The 18,660-nt window shown below is 57.9% G+C and carries 13 protein-coding genes; 8 read left to right on the forward strand and 5 right to left on the reverse strand.

Annotated elements, in window-relative coordinates; translation table 11 throughout:
• The first annotated feature begins 1 nt into the window (after nt 1).
• Both KF841_02490 and KF841_02495 read left to right on the forward strand, forming a co-directional pair.
• Nucleotides 2-952 carry a thioredoxin family protein gene (locus KF841_02490; protein MBX3394215.1) on the forward strand — a complete coding sequence of 317 codons (951 nt, stop codon included), beginning with the start codon at nt 2-4 and terminating at the stop codon, nt 950-952.
• A gap of 158 nt (nt 953-1,110) precedes the next feature.
• On the forward strand, nt 1,111-2,796 hold the full coding sequence (locus tag KF841_02495) for a serine hydrolase (GenBank protein MBX3394216.1): 1,686 nt from the start codon (nt 1,111-1,113) through the stop codon (nt 2,794-2,796).
• Nucleotides 2,797-2,805: 9 nt separating this feature from the next.
• Here KF841_02495 and KF841_02500 read toward each other — a convergent pair whose 3' ends face one another.
• Nucleotides 2,806-5,247, reverse strand: coding sequence for a hypothetical protein (locus tag KF841_02500; protein MBX3394217.1), 2,442 nt, complete (start codon nt 5,245-5,247; stop codon nt 2,806-2,808).
• Between the two features lie 212 nt (nt 5,248-5,459).
• Nucleotides 5,460-6,725, reverse strand: a complete 1,266-nt coding sequence (locus KF841_02505) for a nucleotide sugar dehydrogenase (protein ID MBX3394218.1) — start codon at nt 6,723-6,725, stop codon at nt 5,460-5,462.
• Between the two features lie 473 nt (nt 6,726-7,198).
• Here KF841_02505 and KF841_02510 point away from each other — a divergent pair, with 473 nt between their 5' ends.
• Nucleotides 7,199-7,555: a hypothetical protein gene (locus KF841_02510; protein ID MBX3394219.1), complete on the forward strand. Its 357-nt coding sequence runs from the start codon at nt 7,199-7,201 to the stop codon at nt 7,553-7,555.
• Between the two features lie 195 nt (nt 7,556-7,750).
• Here KF841_02510 and KF841_02515 read toward each other — a convergent pair whose 3' ends face one another.
• Nucleotides 7,751-9,868, reverse strand: coding sequence for a S9 family peptidase (locus KF841_02515; GenBank protein ID MBX3394220.1), 2,118 nt, complete (start codon nt 9,866-9,868; stop codon nt 7,751-7,753).
• 423 nt (nt 9,869-10,291) lie between these two features.
• Between KF841_02515 and KF841_02520 the strand changes: the two genes are divergently transcribed.
• The 4 genes from KF841_02520 (at nt 10,292) to KF841_02535 (ending at nt 15,266) form a co-directional block, all read left to right on the forward strand.
• Nucleotides 10,292-10,927, forward strand: a complete 636-nt coding sequence (locus KF841_02520) for a hypothetical protein (GenBank protein MBX3394221.1) — start codon at nt 10,292-10,294, stop codon at nt 10,925-10,927.
• Between the two features lie 62 nt (nt 10,928-10,989).
• On the forward strand, nt 10,990-12,966 hold the full coding sequence (pepF, locus tag KF841_02525; protein MBX3394222.1) for an oligoendopeptidase F: 1,977 nt from the start codon (nt 10,990-10,992) through the stop codon (nt 12,964-12,966).
• A gap of 244 nt (nt 12,967-13,210) precedes the next feature.
• Complete coding sequence (locus tag KF841_02530) at nt 13,211-14,461, forward strand: Glu/Leu/Phe/Val dehydrogenase (GenBank protein ID MBX3394223.1); 1,251 nt, start codon at nt 13,211-13,213, stop codon at nt 14,459-14,461.
• 163 nt (nt 14,462-14,624) lie between these two features.
• A complete protein-coding gene (locus KF841_02535) occupies nt 14,625-15,266 on the forward strand; it encodes a nitroreductase family protein (protein ID MBX3394224.1) in 642 nt (213 codons plus the stop codon).
• 140 nt (nt 15,267-15,406) lie between these two features.
• Here KF841_02535 and KF841_02540 read toward each other — a convergent pair whose 3' ends face one another.
• Nucleotides 15,407-15,793 carry a BLUF domain-containing protein gene (locus KF841_02540; GenBank protein MBX3394225.1) on the reverse strand — a complete coding sequence of 129 codons (387 nt, stop codon included), beginning with the start codon at nt 15,791-15,793 and terminating at the stop codon, nt 15,407-15,409.
• Nucleotides 15,794-16,082: 289 nt separating this feature from the next.
• A complete protein-coding gene (locus tag KF841_02545) occupies nt 16,083-17,435 on the reverse strand; it encodes a tryptophan 7-halogenase (GenBank protein MBX3394226.1) in 1,353 nt (450 codons plus the stop codon).
• 167 nt (nt 17,436-17,602) lie between these two features.
• On the opposite strand from KF841_02545, the gene KF841_02550 reads away from it, so the two are divergent.
• Entirely contained in the window at nt 17,603-18,619 is a 1,017-nt protein-coding gene (locus KF841_02550) for an FAD-dependent oxidoreductase (GenBank protein ID MBX3394227.1), read from the forward strand.
• Nucleotides 18,620-18,660 lie beyond the last annotated feature (41 nt).

The following is an 18,660-nucleotide window of genomic DNA, read 5'->3' on the forward strand; positions in this document are numbered from 1 at the left end:
GATGCAGACCACCCGCTCCGGACTGAAGATTTTCTCGCTGTTTGTCTTGCTGGCCGGCCATACGCACGCTGCATTGGCGGCTGAGGACGTGCCTAAACCAACCGGATCGCCACGTGCGGAAATTTACGACAAAACGGCTGACGGAGAAAAGCAGATCGCCAATGCGCTGGCGAAAGCCAGAAGAAACCATCAACGCGTGCTTCTTCAGTTCGGCGCGAACTGGTGCGGCTGGTGCCACAAGCTGCATGACCTGTGCAAGTCCGACAAGGAAATCGCCCGCGAATTGAGGGACGAGTTTCTCGTGGTTCTGATTGATGTCGATAAGGTCGACGGCAAGCCGCATAACGCCGCGGTGGTGGAGAAGTATGGTAATCCGACAAAGCATGGGCTGCCGGTCATGGTCGTTCTCGATGCAGATGGCAAGCAACTGACCACTCAGGAGACCGGCTCGCTCGAAGAGGGCGACCATCACGATCCGGCCAAGGTGCTGGCATTTCTGAAGAAGTGGCGCGCACCGGCGCCTTCAGCCGATGATCTCCTAAAATCCGCGCTGGCCCGCGCCGAGAAAGAGAAGAAGGCCGTCTTCGTACAATTCTCGGCACCCTGGTGCGTATGGTGCCATCGGCTTGACGATTATCTGCTGCGGCCCGAGATCGCCGAAGTTTTTGATCGTGCGTTTGTCACGGTGAAGGTCGACGTCGATCGTTTCAGGGGCGGCAAGGAGTTCAATGCGAAGCATGGCGGGGAAAATCAGGGACTGCCGTACTTCGTGATACTCGATTCAGAAGGCAAGAAAATCGGCGACAGCGTTGCCGCGCCGGAGAGCAACATCGGTTTTCCGGCGTCGCCGTCGGAGATCGCGCATTTTGTCAAAGTCGTCCGCAAGACAGCGCCGGGTCTCAGCGAGAAAGACCTTTCCGTGCTCGAGGCCGGATTAAGCAAGAAGCCTTGATTTCCACCGATTCCCACTGGACGGCGTGAGAGGCCTCGAAGGAACCCGATTCAGAGGGGAGTGCGAATTCAATTCGCGCGGATGGCTTTCCGCATTTCCCGGTTGGATGGGATGTCCGCATCGGAGAGCTTCCAGCACCTTCAGATTATTGGAGCGCCATGTTGAATCTCCGTCACATCCGCACCGTTTGGGCCGGCCTGATGGGCTTTGCACTTGCCACTTCGGCCGTGATCGCTGAGGGACCGAAGCTACCCAAGAAGTTGCGGGAGAACATTGATCAGCGAATCGCCGCGAAATCGGCCCCCGCATTCGTCGTCGGTCTCGTCGGCCCGGATGGAGTGACGTGGCTTTGTCGCGGCACCTACTCGTTCGATGATTCGACCAAGGTGACCCCGAAGACAGTCTTTGAAATCGGATCCATTACAAAGGCCTTTACCGGCATACTTTTGGCTGATTCGGCCCGCCGGGGCACAGTGAAGCTTGACGATCCAATTGACAAATTTCTGCCCGAATCCGTCGCCGCGCCGAACTTTGATGGGCGGCAAATCACGTTGCTGGACCTTGCGCAGCACCGCTCCGGCCTGCCTCGGCTGCCGACGAACTTCGACATGACGGCAGATCCCAGGAATCCATATGCCCACTACTCCGTGGACAGGCTTTACGAATTCCTGAACGGCTACAAACTAACGCGCAGCCCTGGCGCAAATTATGAATATTCCAATCTCGGCGCGGGGCTCCTGGGTCACATCCTCGGACTGGCAAACAAGAAAGCCTATGAAGACCTTGTGGAGGAGCGCATCTGCAGGCCCTTGGGCATGATCGACACGGTGTTTACGCTCACTGACGATCAGCGGAAGCGGCTCGCGCCCGGTCACGACGGCCCCGCTCGCACATCGAACTGGGACAGCTTCGAGGCGATGTCCGCCGCCGGGGCTCTGCTCTCGACCGGCGCGGATATGATCACGTTTGTCGAGGCGAATCTGGGCTTTCGCGAATCGAAGCTGGCCGCGACGCTGGCTGATTCGATTGAACCCCGGGCTGACACCCAGACGCCGAACGTTCGGATCGGACTGGGCTGGCATATCAGCAACGACAAGGGCACCGAGATCATCTGGCACAACGGCGGTACCGGCGGGTATCGAGCATTCTGCGGCTTTGCACCGTCGAAGAAGCTGGGTGTCGTCGTGCTCACCAACTCTTCCGAAAGCGCGGACGATATCGGTTTTCATCTGCTCGAGAAGAAATACCGTCTGAAGCGACCGGAAAAGACCGCCTCGGTTTCCGAGGAGGTACTGAATCGCTATGTTGGATACTACGAACTCGCGCCAGGCATGATCATCCAGATCACACTTTCAGGCGGCACCCTGTATGCTCAACTGACCGGACAGGACGCCGCACCGGTGTACCCCAGATCGGAGACCGAGTTTGCGTATCGCATCGTTCAGGCTCGTCTCACCTTTCAGCGCAATGATGATGGCACCATCGAAAGTGTGACGCTACATCAGAACGGACGCAACATGCCGGCCAAGCGGCTGCCGGACGACTACCAGCCTCCCGCTCCGCGGCAGTCGATCGAGCTCCCGGTTGAGGTACTCAAGCGATATGAAGGCAGGTATCAGCTCACTCCCGGCATGATTTTCGACGTCAAGCTGGAAGGAAAACAACTCACCGTCATGCTGACCGGCCAGCCGCGATTTCCACTGTTTGCCGCATCCGAGACAGAGTTTTTCCTCAAGGTTGTCGACGCGCAAATCACCTTCAACGTGGACGAAAGCGATCGGGCCACGAGCCTGACACTGCACCAGTCCGGCATGGATCAAATCGCAACGAGAATCACGGAATAGCACGGGGTATCAGTTGCCCACGAGGATGCTGCTGAACAGTCGCACGTCCGCGCCATCGACAACGCCGTTGTTGTTCACGTCACTTCGCAGGAAGTGACAGGCGTCGACATCATCGCCAATCGCGACAGAGACAAACGGTGCGATGTCATCAAGATTCACAACACCATCGCAGTTTGCGTCACCCGCGAGAAGCACAAAGTTCAAAACCGCGTCGCCGCCTGGTTGGCCGTCGCCCGACGGCAGTAACTGATTGTCCCACCAGTCGGCAGTGGAGATTTCGCCGTCCAGCGCCATGCCGTTGGCGAAGATGTCGTCATCGAACAAAGTAAGCGTGTAGGAATCGTTCTGAAGGCCGCTGAAGGTAAGAATCGCACGTCGCTGCCCGCTGATGTAGGTGACGCTGAGGGGCGCACTGGGTCCGGTCGCGTCGCCGACCAGGCTGAAGTCCGCCAAATCGAACGAGCCGATGTTTTCGCTGAATGTCACAACAACCTGCGACTGCCCGGAGACCGGACCGTTGAGCGTGACCGGCGCGGAAAGAATCACGGGCGGAGCGATTGCGGCATTGCCGGTCTGGGTTTTGCCGATCGCGAGAATCCAATTGCGGTTGTCAGTGCCGCCGTCCTCGTCGAACTCCACATTGGTCGGCACGCCGGCGATCGGAAAGACGTAGTTTTCCTGCCACTGATCATTCCAGATGCGATGCACGACGGAGCCGGAATTCGTCGTGACGCGAATATCGACCGGCATGGTGATCAATCCGAAGCCCTGGGCGTTCTGCGTCTGGCGTACCAGCAGCTTCAAGTAGTTTTGACCATCAGATGAGACGGTTGAGTAGTTCCACTCGTATCGCGGGCTTCCGGAATTCATAACCCATTGATCGGTGAACCACGTCAGATCGTTCCCGAACGTTGCGGAGATCGACGATGCAAAATCAGACGTGATCGCATAGTTGCTTGTGAAGGTCGCGCGATAGTCGGCAAGCGCCTGAAAAAACATGGCATCGCCCATTACATGACGCAGCATGTGCAGGACCCAGGCGCCTTTGTTGTAAATGTCATTCGTGCTGAAGATCGCACCGACCGAGCTGATATTGCTGCGATAGACCCGCGCATTGGGACTGCTTGGGCGGCGGGCATTCATCCGGGACCAATACGAAGCGATGCCGCCGGAGGGCTTGACTTCGCGATAGAGTGATTCGGCATAGCTCGCGAAGCCTTCGTTCAGCCAGATGTCGTACCATGTGCCGCATGTGACATCATCGCCCCACCACTGATGTGCAAGCTCGTGAGCATGGATATCACTGAAGCCGATATCAACACGGAACATGCTGCTGAGCGTCTGATGCTCCATGCTTGAGGTGATGCCGCCCGTTCCGCCCGTTTCAGCGACGCCGTATTTCTCATTCAGGAAGGCATACGGGCCGAACAGCGTGCCGAACTTCTCCAACTGATCGAGCAATTCGTCGCAGCCGGCCTTCTCCGAAGGTGTCGGCTCGCCGTTGACGAAATCCCAGTGGTCGGAATAAACATAGCACACCACGGGCATCGACTGCGTGCCCTGTCCGAGATCGTATAAGTAGGTCAGCTCGTAAATCTCGTAGTTGGTGATTGCCAGCGAGGCGAGATATGCCGTCATCGGATTGATCTCGTGCCACTTGTACTTCGTTCGGTTTCCCGACAACGCTTCGATTCCTTCATTGATTCCGTTTGAGCCGACTTTCAGCGGATCCGGAACCGTGCAATGCATCTGCATCGTCGCCTTGTCCGACAGGCGATCCTTGCAAGGCCACCACGTCCTGGCGTAGTAGGGCTCCGACAACGTTGCAACAACAATCTCGCCGTTTCTCATCCACCAACTGAACGCGCCAAAGCCCGCTGCCGAAGGATATCCCGAATAGCTGATGGCGACCTGGAAGACCTCATCCGTGTTGTACGGGCGATCGAGCGTGATAATGAGCAAATCGCCGCTGCGCATGTGGGACGTGACATTACCCGTCACGCTATTGAGAGTCAGGGGGGCGTGCATGTCGACCGTGAATGTCGTCAGATTGTCCGAAGCAGCCCGAACGGTGATCGTGCTGACACCCTGGACCCGAACGGCTGTCGGCGTCGGTCCGGTGTATTCGGGAACAATTTCGATATCGAGGAAATAATGCAGTACATCGGTGGCTTCTTCGGGTTCGCGAGGCTCGCCGCCGCGCGGATCACCACCGATGTCACCAGCGAACACCGGCGGATTAAAGAACCGCCCCGCTCGCTGTGCACGGCCGCATGAAAAGGGATCTTTTCCTTCATCGTCGACGACACAGTCTTCGGCATCCGCCATCGGGTCCGACGCGACGCCGGACACGGATTCTTCAGTAGAACTCAGTTGAGCCTTTACCGTGTTCTCGGACGATTGACCTGCAATCAGCACGAAACAGAAAAGCCACCCAATCGACAAATTCATCCCAATCACCCCACCGATCTGCCCTGACCTACCCCGCGTGGCGCGGACTCGCTACGCAACCGCTTTCGCCGATTATATCCGACAGCAAATCCGGATGTTGCGGTTTTCACTGGATATTTGGACTCGGCCTTCGGAATGCAAGCGCGCGAGGGCACACACCGCCGCATGTCCACGCGGAGAGGACAAGAGACAACCTGCATCCGGAAGCGGGCTTAAGCCTTCACAATCCGATCACGGCCGCGTTTCACCTTCGCCGTGGCGTTTCGCGAATCGACAACGAGCTTCGAATTCCGAACAATGAAGTCGTAATCGTAGGCACTGTGGTCAGTTGAAATCAGGACGGCATCGTACTTCTTCAAGTTCGCGGCCGTGAGTGGCACGGAAACCATTCGCAGGTCGTGCTCGCGACCCTTATGGGTCCTTGGCACGTGCGGATCGTTGTAGTCCACTTTTGCCCCGCGATGCCGCAGGAGATGGATCAATTCGATCGTGGGGCTTTCGCGGATATCGTCCACGTCTTTTTTATAGGCCAGACCGAGCACGAGAATCTTCGAGCCGTTGATCGACTTTTTGCGATCGTTCAGCGCCATCGCGAGGCGATTGATTACATACTCCGGCATGTGCGTGTTAATTTCGCCGGCGAGTTCGATGAACCGCGTCGATTCGCCATACTGCCGCGCCTTCCAGGTCAGGTAAAACGGATCGATCGGGATGCAGTGCCCGCCGAGTCCCGGTCCGGGGTAGAAGGCCGAAAATCCGAACGGCTTGGTCTTGGCCGCGTCGATGACATCCCAGACGTCGATGCCCATCTTGTCGAAGAGCACCTTCAGTTCATTGACCATCGCGATGTTCACGCATCGATAGACATTCTCGACGATCTTGGCGGCCTCGGCGATTTCACAGGTCGCAACGGGGATGACTCTGGCGATCGAGTTTTCGTAGAGCGCCAGCGCCAGACGCTGGCTCGCGCGGTCATGTCCGCCGACGACCTTGGGGATCGTTTCGGTGGTGTAGTCCTTGCGTCCCGGATCTTCGCGTTCCGGGCTGTATGCCAGGAAAAAGTCCTTGCCGGCCTTCAGACCGCTTGCTTTCTGCAGGATCGGTTTGACGAGATCTCGCGTCGTGCCGGGATAGGTGGTTGACTCGAGGGTGATAAGCTGTCCCGGCCGGAGTGTCTTTCCGATGGCATGTGCGGTCGACTCCACGTAGCTCATATCGGGGTCGCGCGTCTTGGAAAGCGGAGTTGGCACACAGATGACGATCACGTCGGGCTTGCCGAGATCGGCCATGTTGGCCGTGGCGCGAAAGCGCTTTGAATCGATCAGGGTCTGTATTTGTGAATCCGGAATGTGCTGAATGTAGCTTTTGCCGGTATTCAGCATTTTGACCTTCTGCGGGTCCACGTCGAATGCGAGGATCGAGTAACCGGCCTTCCCGAATGTGCGTGCCAGCGGCAGACCGACATAGCCCATTCCCATCACGCCGACGAGGGCTTTCTTGTCGCGAATCTTCTTTTCCAGCTTTGCGATGTCCAAAGGACCACTCCTTAGATTTCCAGTCTGTTATCGAGCTTCAGCCTCGGTCGTCGTCCATCCGGGGCGCGGGATTCAGTCTGATTCGGCCGCCGGAACACACGAAAACCGATTCGAAACGGCTCATTAGAAAGCCGGTCGTGAAGCGTCGCAAGGGGAGTCCGCAGCCGCAAATCGTCCGAATCCGGGTCAATCCGCGTTATCAGCCCTGCCGTGCGAGGGCCGCACATCCTTCCAAAAATAATGCACCTAAATTTGTCCCACCCGCCGACGGGACGCCGATCTTCTTGTCCGGTCGTGGGTTGGACCAGGCAGTGTCCAACGATGCACGGGCCCAGATCGATCGTCGCCGAGCCTCTGGACCGAAGCGGATCCATTTTGATCGAGGCTTCTGCACCGCGAACCGTGGAGACCCCGCCATGAACAGCACATCTGACGGTAACAGCCTGTTTCGGATCGCGCGATTGGTCGGCCGCTACACCCTCGCACTCGCGGCCGGCGGGCTGTTTGTCTGGCTCTCATGGAACAGCCAGCCTCACGACACGCTGTCTGCCAGCGATTCAGTTCTGCTTAATTCGAGCGGGTCCCTGGGGGACACCTCAACGACTAGAGACGATGATTCGCTGGCGAAGCCGGCCGGCCCCGTCTCACCTGGTCGCAAAGCGTTAGAACCTCATCTCGCAACTGCGAGCGGCGGCGGACCCGATTCACCACCACTCGCCGGATCCGGGAACATCTCGGCCGACCACCCATCAACAGGACCGCCATCGGAATAGACCTAGCCGACAGACGATCAAAGCAACACCGGCCCTAAAAAGACGGAAAGCCGACGGTGAGATCGCCGCCGGCTTTCGCGTTTTTGCGAGAACAGCCAATTTCAGATTTCATTGCGGGCCGCGCGATGCGACCCGCCCTGCACGCACGCCACCAAGAGGGCATGCGCGACGCGTGTCCTCATGCGGCGCAGTTGATCAGTTGGCAACCTTTGCTCGGACTCCCATCGCATTCAGCACGAACGCCCATCGATCCGCTGCCTCCTCGATTTGAATCTTCGTCGACTTTCCGGCTCCGTGACCGGCCCGCGTTTCTATGCGGATCAGTATCGGATTGTCGCACGACTGGGCCGCCTGCAGAGCGGCCGCGAATTTAAAGCTATGCGCCGGCACGACGCGATCGTCATGGTCGCCGGTTGTGACCATGGTCGGGGGATAACAGACACCGGGCTTCACGTTGTGATAAGGCGAATATGCAAGCAGATACTTGAACATGGATTCGTCTTCGATCTTTCCGTAGTCACTGGTCCATGCGTGCCCGATCGTAAAGAGCTGAAAACGCAGCATATCGAGAACGCCGACATTCGGGAGACAGGCGCCGAAGAGGTCGGGCCTCTGCACCATGCACGCGCCGATCAAGAGGCCGCCGTTGCTTGATCCTCCGATGGCGATCTTCTTGTGCGACGTGTATTTGTTGTCAATCAACCACTCCGCCGCGGAAATGAAATCGTCGAATACGTTCTGTTTCTTCATCAGGCGTCCGGCATCATGCCATGCCTTACCGTATTCGCCGCCTCCGCGCAGATTGGCCTGGGCATAGACGCCGCCCATCTCCATCCAGACAAGATTCGACACGCTGAAAACCGGCGGCAGCGGAATGTTGAAACCGCCGTAACCGTAGAGGAAGGTGGGGTTGTTACCCGTCAGCTTCAGACCTTTCCTGTGGCAGATAAACATCGGAATCTGGGTGCCGTCCTTGCTGCTGTAGAAGACCTGCTTGGTCTCGTAATTGGATGGATCGAAATCGACTTTCGGCGTGCGAAACGCCTCGCTCTTGCCCGTTGTGATGTCGTATCGATAGGTCGTCCACGGCGTATTAAAGCTCGCGTAGGAGTAAAACGTCTCTTTGTCTTCCTTCCTCCCGCCGAATCCGCTCGCGGCGCCCAGCCCCGGCAATTCAACCTCGCGGACCACATGGCCGTCGTAGCTGACGAGTTTCACGACGCTGTGCGCGTCCTTCAGATAGCTGGCGATGAAATGTCTGCCAACGTGAGACACCGACTGCAGCGCCTCCGGCTGCTCGGCGATCATTTCACGCCAATTGGATTTGTCAGGATTTCGAAGATCGATGGCGATGACGCGGCCCTTCGGCGCGTTCAGATCGGTCTTGAACCACAGGACCGGACCGTCGTTGTCGATAAAGTCGTACTCCGCTTCCAATTCGCTGATGAGTTCAATGACAGGCGAATCGGGCACGGACAGCACCTTGTAGAACAGACGGTTCTTGGGATCGGTACCCTCCGTGACGTTGATAATCAGGTAGCCACCGTCGTCGCTGACGGTGCCGTAGAAGCCCCAATCCTTGTGATCCTTGCGTTCATAAATAAGGCGGTCTTCGCTCTGCGGCTTGCCCAGTTCGTGGTAGTAGAGCTTCTGGAAATAATTCGCGCCGGACAACTCCGCGCCCTTCGCGGGTTCATCAAATCGGCTATAGAAGAACCCTTTGCCGTTCCGCGCCCATGAGGCGCCCGTAAACTTCGCCCATTCGACATTGTCCAGCAGATCCTTGCCGGTCTCCACCTCGCGGACACGGAAAGTTCGCCAGTCCGACCCGCCGTCCGACACTCCGTAGACGACCTTGGTGCCGTCCTGATCGACATCGAAACTCGCGAGCGACACGGTTCCGTCACTCGAGAGCGTGTTCGGATCGAGCAGGATTCGCGGTTCGCCGTTAAGGCCGTCCATGACGTACATCACGCTTTGATTCTGAAGTCCGTCGTTTCGCGAGAAGAAGTATCGGTTGCCTCGCTTGATCGGTGTGCCGAAGCGCTCGAAATTCCAGAGCTTCTCCAGGCGCGCACGAATTTTTTCGCGCTCCGGAATGCTCTCAAGGTAAGCGAACGTCACCTTGTTCTCCGCCGTAACCCATGCCTTTGTCTCTTCGGAATTGTCGTCCTCGAGCCACCGATACGGGTCGGCCACCTCGACGCCGTGGATCGAATCCACAACGGAATCCCGCCGCGTTTCGGGATATTCAACACGCTGAGCCGGCCGAGTGGCGACGCTGGAGCAACCGAACAGCCCGGCGACCAGCATGAGCAAGGCGCCGGCGGCGGGCATCCTCGCACGGGTTGTCCAACGAGAAGATCGAGAAATAGATGGGAAAAGCGGTGAAAACATGAACGTTCCCTTCAATATGTGAGTGGCGAACAGACCGGGTCGCGGGCGCGGACCGTCGATCGGGCCGGCTACCTTACGACCCCCATGTGCGAGAATTCACCCGAACTGACGGAATAACGAGCCATCCCGTCGGGCTTTTCGCCCCCCCATTGTGCCCGGCCGGCGATCGATTTCAAGCGGAACGGATTGTGGCATTTTTCAGCAACGGCACAATCGGACCACCACCCGGGAATGAGCAACCCGATGTATTCTGCCAGGAAAGCCGCGATTGGGCTCCAGAGAAGGCGACATCCCGTACCCAATCGCGATACCATAGCCGCGCAGAAAGGAGCGACCTTCATGTTTATCCAGTTTCGACCGTTCATTCTGGCCGCTTTGGCGGCGATCGGATCGCTGGTAATCGCCGCCGTAACATCCACCGCAAATGAACAGTCAGCGACGCAGCCCACCGCCCAGGACGTACGAATGGCGCCCGGCGATTCCCCGAAGGCATCCACGCCAGCCGACAAGCGGAAGGCACTCGAAGCGAAATTCAAGTCCACACTCACCGATGTGGTCTTTCGCGGCTCATGGCAGATGACCAACGCCGAGGGCCTTCAGGGCAAAGCCCCGCTCTCGCCGCCTCATACTGAGCGATACACCATCAAAGGCGTGTCCAAAGGACTCGACGACAACTGGATCATCACGGCGCGCGTTCAATTCGCCGACCGGGATGTTGAATTGCCGTTCAACGTCCGCGTGGTCTGGGCTGAAGATGTTCCGATCATTACGCTCGACAAGACCGAACTGCCCTTGCTGGGTACCTACTCCGCCCGCGTCATGATTCACGACGGATTCTACGCGGGCACCTGGTTCGGAACGAACTACGGCGGCGTGCTCCAAGGGCAGATCATCAAGGCGGCCGACGAAAAGCGCATCGAAGAAATGGCTGAAAAAGCCAATGAAATCACCTTGCCGCCGAAACCATCAAAGTAAATCGTGCCGGGGCGGTTAATCTGCCCGGCAATAAGACCCGATCCTGAACAGGAAGCAATGCAATGAACCAGAAGATCACGCAAGCCAAAAGAAAAGGATTTCTGACCATGACCGTGTTTGCCGCCATCAGTTCGCCGCTGTCGTCCGCCTCGTTCTCGCCGACCCTCGGTCCGAGCGAAATAAGTGCTGATGAGAAAATGGCCAAGCCGCTTGGCGCGCCGACGCGCGATCAAATCGCCGAGAAGGACAAATGGAATCTCTCGGATATTTTTGAAAACGACGCCGCCTTCAATGCCGCGTTTGACCGAACCGCTGCGAAGATCCCTGAGGTCAAGGCATTGCGCGGCACGCTCTCGGCCTCCGGGGATTCACTGCTGGCGGCACTGAAAGCGCGTGACACACTCATGCTCGAACTTGACCGGCTCATTGTTTATGCCGGACTGAGTTATCACCAGGACATGTCGGTCAGTGCGGCACAGGCGCGTGACAGCCGCACGCACACTCTCGCCACGACCGCCGGCGAAGCGACGAGTTGGTTCGTCCCCGAGATGCTGACGATACCGTGGGAGACGATCGAATCATGGATGAAGGAGAACAAGGACCTCGCGATCTATCGTCACGCCCTCGAGGACATCCAGCGTGAGAAGGCGCACTACCTGTCGCCCCGCGAGGAAGAGCTGCTCGCGATGACGGGCGAAGTGACCGCGGCACCGGGCAATATCTACGGACTCTTCACGAATGCGGACATGGAGTTCCCGGTCATCAAAGACGAAAAGGGCAACGACACGAAGCTCAGCGCCGCGACTTATACAAAGATGATCTACTCGCGCGATCGACGCGTCCGGCGCGATGCGTTTCTCGGCATGCACGACACCTATGCAAAAGTAAAGAGCACACTTGGCGCGATGCTCAGCGCCCATCTCAAACAGCACATCTTCAACGCCAAGGCCCGCCACTATGCTTCGGCGTTGGACGCCGCTCTCAGCGGTCCGAACATCCCCACTGAAGTATATAAGAACCTCGTCGAAACCGTCGGCCGAAATACCTGGCGCCTTCACAAGTACGTCGACATGCGCAAGCGCCTGATGAAGCTGGATGAAATTCACGGGTACGACTTGTACGTCCAGTTGGTCGATGTCGAGGAAGAAAAGATTAAGTATGAAGACGCGATCGACACGATCCTAGTTGCACTGAAGCCGCTCGGCACTGACTACATACAGACGCTTCGCCGCGCGTTTGAATCACGATGGATTGACATCTATGAGACCAAATCGAAACGCAGCGGCGCTTACTGCTGGGGCTCCTATCTGACACATCCATTCCTGCTGCTGAATTACGGGGGAACGATGAACGATCGTTCGACCGTCGCCCACGAGATGGGCCATGCGATGCATTCGTGGTACACCGTTAAGAACCAGCCCCCGATTTACGGCGATTATGCGACGTTCTGCGCCGAGGTGGCATCTACCGTCAACGAAGTGCTGCTCGCGCACCACCTCATTAACAACGCAAAGAACGATATCGAACGGCTGTTGATCCTGCAGCAGCAGATCGAAGGCATCCGCACAACCGTTTTTCGACAGACCATGTTCGCCGAATTCGAACTGGCGATTCACGAGTTGGCGGAAAAAGGCGAAGCGCTGACCGGAGACCGATTCTGCGAAATCTACGGCGAGCTCGTTCGAAAATACTACGGTCCGGACCTCGTGATTGAACCGTCGGCCGCGGCAGAGTGCCTGCGGATCCCCCATTTCTATCGCAACTTCTACGTTTACACCTACGCGACGAGCCATTGCGCCGCCACCAACATCGGCCGGCGAATCATCGACGGCGAAAACGGCGCCGTCGAGGGAATGATGAATTTCCTTTCCTCCGGTAGCAGCCGGTACCCGCTTGAGACCTTGCGTTTGGCGGGAGTGGACATGAGCAACCCGAAACCGATTGAAGACACAATGGAGCATTTTTCAAAGCTGCTGCAGGAATTTGAGGAGCTTTACGATCGACACATGAATAGCCAGGCGCGGGCCTCCAGGGACTAGCCATGCCGACGAGGCGTTAGTCGCACCCCGTCACCAATCGGAAATCGCCGCCCATTGTGCTGATTTTTTCGCAGCGTTAAGATCCGCCGGGCTGACGCATGGGGCGTTTTTCCCCGCAACGTGGCAGGAAATTGGTGCGAATCGCTCCAGGCCCGCGATTTGCATGTACGCGAAGGGGCACAGGCAGCGATGCAGATTCAGCATCGTGTTTCCGTCGAATCATTTCGCTTTAGGAGCATGGCTCATGTCCGAGATGAATCCATTCAAGATCGCTCAGCAACAACTCGACGAGGCCGCAAAGAAGCTCGGTCTCGATCCCGCCACGCACGAGCTTCTACGGTGGCCGCAGCGCGAGTTTCGATACACGCTTCCAGTCAAGATGGACAACGGCCGCACAAAGGTTTTCCACGCCTATCGCGTTCAGTACAACGGCGCCCGCGGCCCGACCAAGGGCGGCCTGCGCTGGCACCCCGATGAAACAATTGACACGGTACGTGCACTGGCCGCATGGATGACCTGGAAGTGCGCGGTGGTGAATATTCCGTTGGGCGGCGGCAAGGGCGGCGTGACCTGCAATCCGAAGGAAATGAGCGAAAGCGAAAAGGAACGACTCGCCCGGGCCTACATGCGGGTGGTCGCTCGGGAGTTGGGCGTTCATCGAGATGTGCCCGCACCCGATGTCTACACCACGCCGCAGATCATGGCATGGATGATGGACGAGTACGAAACCATCGTCGGCCAAAGTCATCCCGGCGTCATCACGGGCAAACCAATTCCGCTGGGCGGCAGTGAAGGCCGCGGCGACGCCACCGCACGAGGCGGCGTCTATGTGGTTCGAGAGGCGGCGAAGAAGATCAAGCTCGACCCGTCAAAATCAACCTACGCCATCCAGGGCTTCGGAAACGCTGGTCAATTCGCCGCGACGCTTCACTCCGAAATTCTCGGAGGCGGCAAGCTCGTCGCCGTGAGCGACTCGCGCGGCGGTGTCATGAGCAAGGCCGGCATCGATCCGATGGCGATCGTGAAATACAAGAATGAAACCGGCAAGATCGAAGGCTTTCCCGGTACGACGCCGGTCAGCAATGCCGACCTGCTTGAACTTGACGTCGACATCCTTTACCCGGCTGCGCTCGAGGGCGTCATCACCGAAGCCAATGCAGGCAAGATCAAGGCCAAGCTGATCTGCGAACTCGCCAACGGGCCGACCACTCCCGGCGCGGATGAAATCCTGCACAAAGCCGGTCAGCTTGTCCTGCCCGATTTCATGGCAAATGCCGGCGGCGTCACCGTCAGCTACTTTGAGCAGGTCCAGAACACCTACAACTACTACTGGTCGCTCGAAGATGTGCACCAGCAGCTAGATCGGCGCATGACGGATGCATTCAATGCAGTCTACGAAACGCGCGAACGGGCGAAGGTTCATATGCGACTGGCCGCCTACATGGTGGCGGTGACGCGCGTGGCCGAGGCTTGCAAATTGCGCGGCTGGGTATGATCGCCCCCGCCTGAGTCCGGATTGTCTGCCCGGAACAAACTGCAAGAAATACGGTGGTGTGTCATCGGTGCGTGCCGGCGACACACCATTTTCTTTCCAAGCAACCCATTCCAATGCACGATGCAACGGAGGCGATATGCCCGCTCCGACGATCCCCTATAACATGCCCGCGCGAGACACCGACTGGCAATTCCACAGGGGAAGATCCTTGCTGGAGGATATGAGCAATCGACGAAGCTGCCGTTTCTTCTCTGACCGGCCGGTCGACCGCCGCGTACTCGAGCTGGCGATTGAGATCGGCCACTCCGCGCCGAGCGGAGCAAATCGCAAGCCCTGGCGATTCGTCGTCGTGGATGATCCGTTGCTGAAGCGGGAGATTCGCGTCGCCGCGGAAAAAGAGGAGCGGGATGGCTACGAACATCGGATGCCGCAGGAGTGGCTTGATGCGTTGGAGCCTCTTGGGACAACCTGGGAAAAGCCCTTCCTGGAGGTCGCCTCTCATCTCGTGATTCTGTTCCGCATCGACTTCGAGGAAAAGGACGGCCGCAAACTGCGGACTTACTACCCATCGGAGAGCACCGGAATTGCCGCCGGCTTCTTTCTCATGGCTTGCCAGCAGCTTGGCCTGGCAACCCTCACACACACTCCCAGTCCAATGACCTTTCTGCGGGAACTGCTCTGCCGGCCGGTCTTCGAAAAACCGTTCCTATTGATGCCAGTCGGCTATCCAGCGGACAATTGCACGGTGCCAGACATTCCCAAGAAACCAATCGCCGATGCTCTTCAATGGAATAGAGGCGGGTAACTTCACGCCTTATCTGGTCCTGGTATGGGCGTCGGGCGCGAAGTGAGTCACGCCGTGCATCGAGACCTGCGCCAGGAGAGCGATGGACTGCCTCAGGCCCGGTCACAACGCCTTCACGTCCCCCTGCGGCGCTGCCGCATTCAGGCGCCAAATGTTGCGGGCTGAAGCGTGACCGAAGTCAGGAAGGCATGCAAGCGATCAATCTGAAGCCCGCTCGGCTGCTCCGCATCCATGATAATCGATACGAATTCCTTGCGGAGTTCCCGGGACCAGGCATCGACATCCACGACTTTCATCGACCATTCCGGGAACATTCGGCGATCAAGCGGTCCCAGGCACACAACTTTGCATTCGCAGTGACGTGGATCCGTCTGAATTCGGGCATAAAGCGATGTCACCGCCGTAGCGCCGCCCTCAAGAATCTGCATGAAGTTCCCACCCAGGTAGAAGAGCGCGCCAGTCAGCCCGTGCTGTGAATTGAATTGATCAGACTTTGTTCGGATCGATTCCAGATCCCCTGCGTTCATTGGGCGGGTCGCTCGACTCAGATAGATTAATTGGGTCAATTTCATTTCAATGCTGCCTGCAAATCGCGACATGATTCAACGCTCAAGGCGCAATTGCCCGGCGTCTCCGTTCAAGCGCACTATTTCCAGCCAGATTATCGACTCGCCGGATTCCAAAGTTGAGCGAAGCGCGATCGGCCGTCCGAATAACATGCCGCTGGACGTAACGCGACGGTCATCGAAACATGGAGATGTCAACAAGGCGGGAGAATCGCCTGGCGAATCAACCATCACCTCGCGGCCGGATCAGTCAGAACGAAGGCTTGAATTCATTGCACGTCAGATCGCCCAATAGCTTGTGCCACACATGATTCGGGTTCTGCTCGACAGCCGTGACGATTTCCTTCATTCGCCGGAGCACATCGGGTGTTTCCTCATCGTACACTTCTCCCTGGAGGAGCTTGAGCACATCAAGGCGGTAGCGACGATCCTGAATGAACATGGTGAACAGCACATTCAGACGATAGTAAAGCGTGATGAAATCGTACCAGTTGCGGGTGCCCCAGCGCAGCGTGCGTTCGAAGTTCTCAAAGCTGGCCTTGCCGTACTCACCCTTCTCTGCCGCCGCGCGAATGTCAGCCTGAATTAGGCGTGCACCATTGAGCGCGATCGATACGCCGCTTGAAAAGATCGGATCAACAAACCGGCCGGCATCGCCGACAAGGGCCCATCGGTCGCCGCAGACCTGCCTCATTGCGTAGCTGTAGTCACCCTCCTCCTTGAAGGGGCGGCAGCGCTCGGCCTTGCGCAGTCGCTCGTGCAGATCGGGCCGCGAGCTGATGCACTCCCAGAACCACGATTCGCGTTCCTCCCGAGTCTTGGGAAAATACTGTTTCTGCGTGACGATTCCGATGCTGGTGATCGTATCGGTAATGGGTATCTGCCATATCCACGAGTTGGTGATCGGCAGAAAGTGTATGAAAATGTAATCGGCCTTGTCCGGATGACCCGGATCGCGCCGGTCAAATCCGTCGAACCACGTATGAAATGCAAACTGGTTGAAGACGGGGTCCTTCACTTTTACACGAAGCTGATTACCAAGCAGCGTGTCGCGCCCGGATGCATCGATCACCATCTTGACCGTGAGATACATCTCCTTGTTGCCCATCTTGAAGTACATGCGAGGATAGGGCTTCGACTCGAAATCGATCCGCGTGACGCGAACGCCCTCATAAACCTTGGCTCCGAGCTTGTGCGCATGCTGCAGGAATAACAGGTCAAACTTGCCGCGATCGACATGGTAGGTGTATCGCCGATCAACGCCTTCCTGCTGACGCTCTTCGAATCGAATGTCAGTGAAGTTGTCCTCAGGCAATTCGGCCCAGTCGTGTGAATACACCGGAGCTTTCGATTTGGCAGTCCAGACCGCGCCCAGCTTTTTCGGGAATTTCGCGCGTTCCATTTCGTCGATGAATTCAAGCTCCCGGAAAACGCGCGTCGTGGCGGGAACCAGCGACTCGCCGATATGCGGCCGCGGAAACAGCTCGCGTTCCATGACGACGCAGGGGATTCCTGCCTTGGCTAGATACCCCGACGTGGCCGCGCCTGCCGGTCCACCACCGATGATTCCGACTTCAAAATCCGGTTCGCCGTTAATAAGCATCGAGTCGCCTCCGTTGCGCGCAATGGGTGCGTTTGATGGACCAGCATATCCAAGCCGCTCCCGAACTCCAAGTGCCGGCCGGAGTCAATCACAGCCACGGCCCCACCTCCAGTTTGTAAGGTGAAATTGCACTTGCAATCGGATGCAGGTCTGACACCATTCAACTCATGGCGCACACAGAACATCCCGTTGCCGTCATCGGCGCCGGCGTCGTCGGTCTTGCTTCGGCAATCCGCCTTCGTGAAGCGGGTCATCCCGTGACACTCTTCGCGCGAGATCGAACGCCCGAGACCACGAGCGACCGCTCCGGGGCGATTTTTTCCCCCTACCGAATCGACGGCAGCCCTTCCGCCGCGCAATGGACGACCGAATCCTTCGCCGTTTTCGCGGCGCTGGCCGACGACTCTCCCACGGCATCCGGAGTGACGATGGGACGCATGCGCGAGTTGTTCGTCGAGCCGCTCGACGCCGATCCGTGGTGGTCCGACATCGTCGAAGACTTTGAACGCCTGCACAACCCGCCGGCGCCTTATGTCGACGGCGTGCGGTGCATCCTGCCGAAAATGAATATCCCGCGCTATGTGCCCTGGCTCGAAGAAAGATTCGTCGGTGGTCTGTCAGGCTGCATCGTCACGGAAACCATCGCCTCGTTTCAGCAACTCTTCGATCGTGGTTATCACGTGATCGTCAACTGCTCGGGATTGGGCGCACGCGAACTCGCGCACGACGCGGCAATGACCCCTTATCGCGGACAGATTCTACGAATCAGAAACACGATCGGCCTGTCGGAGTGCCTGCTTGAAGGCGGCGACGATCCCAACAGCGCCGTCGGCGCATATGTGTTTCCCTTCGACGATTTTGTCGTACTCGGCGGGACCTTTGAGCGCGGTGAGGAAAATCCGGTGACAGAGGCCGCCGCGATCGACGGCATTGTCCGCCGATGTGCGGCGCTGCTCAAGGCATGCAACGTTGCCAACGCCGAACGGCTCGCCGCAGATCGCATCGCGGCCCTGGCGGGAATCCGGCCCTGTCGCGACAACGCCTCCGCACATGAAGCCGTGCGGCTGGAGCGAGAATCGCTTGATTGTGGGCGAACAATCATCCACAACTATGGGCACGGCCGCGCCGGTGTCACCCTGTCGTGGGGCTGCGCGGCGGAAGTGGTGCGACTGCTCGCAACCTGACCCCCCTCCACCGAGCGCGAACCGAGACCCTCTTGCGCAAA

This window comes from Phycisphaerae bacterium (assembly GCA_019636475.1).
GTDB lineage: Bacteria > Planctomycetota > Phycisphaerae > UBA1845 > UTPLA1 > JADJRI01.

Coding starts and splice junctions, on each gene's coding strand:
- KF841_02490 (MBX3394215.1), top strand. CDS start 2: ATGCAGACCACCCGCTCCGGACTGAAGATTTTCTCGCTGTTTGTCTTG.
- KF841_02495 (MBX3394216.1), top strand. CDS start 1,111: ATGTTGAATCTCCGTCACATCCGCACCGTTTGGGCCGGCCTGATGGGC.
- KF841_02500 (MBX3394217.1), bottom strand. CDS start 5,247: ATGAATTTGTCGATTGGGTGGCTTTTCTGTTTCGTGCTGATTGCAGGT.
- KF841_02505 (MBX3394218.1), bottom strand. CDS start 6,725: ATGGGAATGGGCTATGTCGGTCTGCCGCTGGCACGCACATTCGGGAAG.
- KF841_02510 (MBX3394219.1), top strand. CDS start 7,199: ATGAACAGCACATCTGACGGTAACAGCCTGTTTCGGATCGCGCGATTG.
- KF841_02515 (MBX3394220.1), bottom strand. CDS start 9,868: ATGCTGGTCGCCGGGCTGTTCGGTTGCTCCAGCGTCGCCACTCGGCCG.
- KF841_02520 (MBX3394221.1), top strand. CDS start 10,292: ATGTTTATCCAGTTTCGACCGTTCATTCTGGCCGCTTTGGCGGCGATC.
- pepF (MBX3394222.1), top strand. CDS start 10,990: ATGAACCAGAAGATCACGCAAGCCAAAAGAAAAGGATTTCTGACCATG.
- KF841_02530 (MBX3394223.1), top strand. CDS start 13,211: ATGTCCGAGATGAATCCATTCAAGATCGCTCAGCAACAACTCGACGAG.
- KF841_02535 (MBX3394224.1), top strand. CDS start 14,625: ATGCCCGCGCGAGACACCGACTGGCAATTCCACAGGGGAAGATCCTTG.
- KF841_02540 (MBX3394225.1), bottom strand. CDS start 15,793: ATGAACGCAGGGGATCTGGAATCGATCCGAACAAAGTCTGATCAATTC.
- KF841_02545 (MBX3394226.1), bottom strand. CDS start 17,435: ATGCTTATTAACGGCGAACCGGATTTTGAAGTCGGAATCATCGGTGGT.
- KF841_02550 (MBX3394227.1), top strand. CDS start 17,603: ATGGCGCACACAGAACATCCCGTTGCCGTCATCGGCGCCGGCGTCGTC.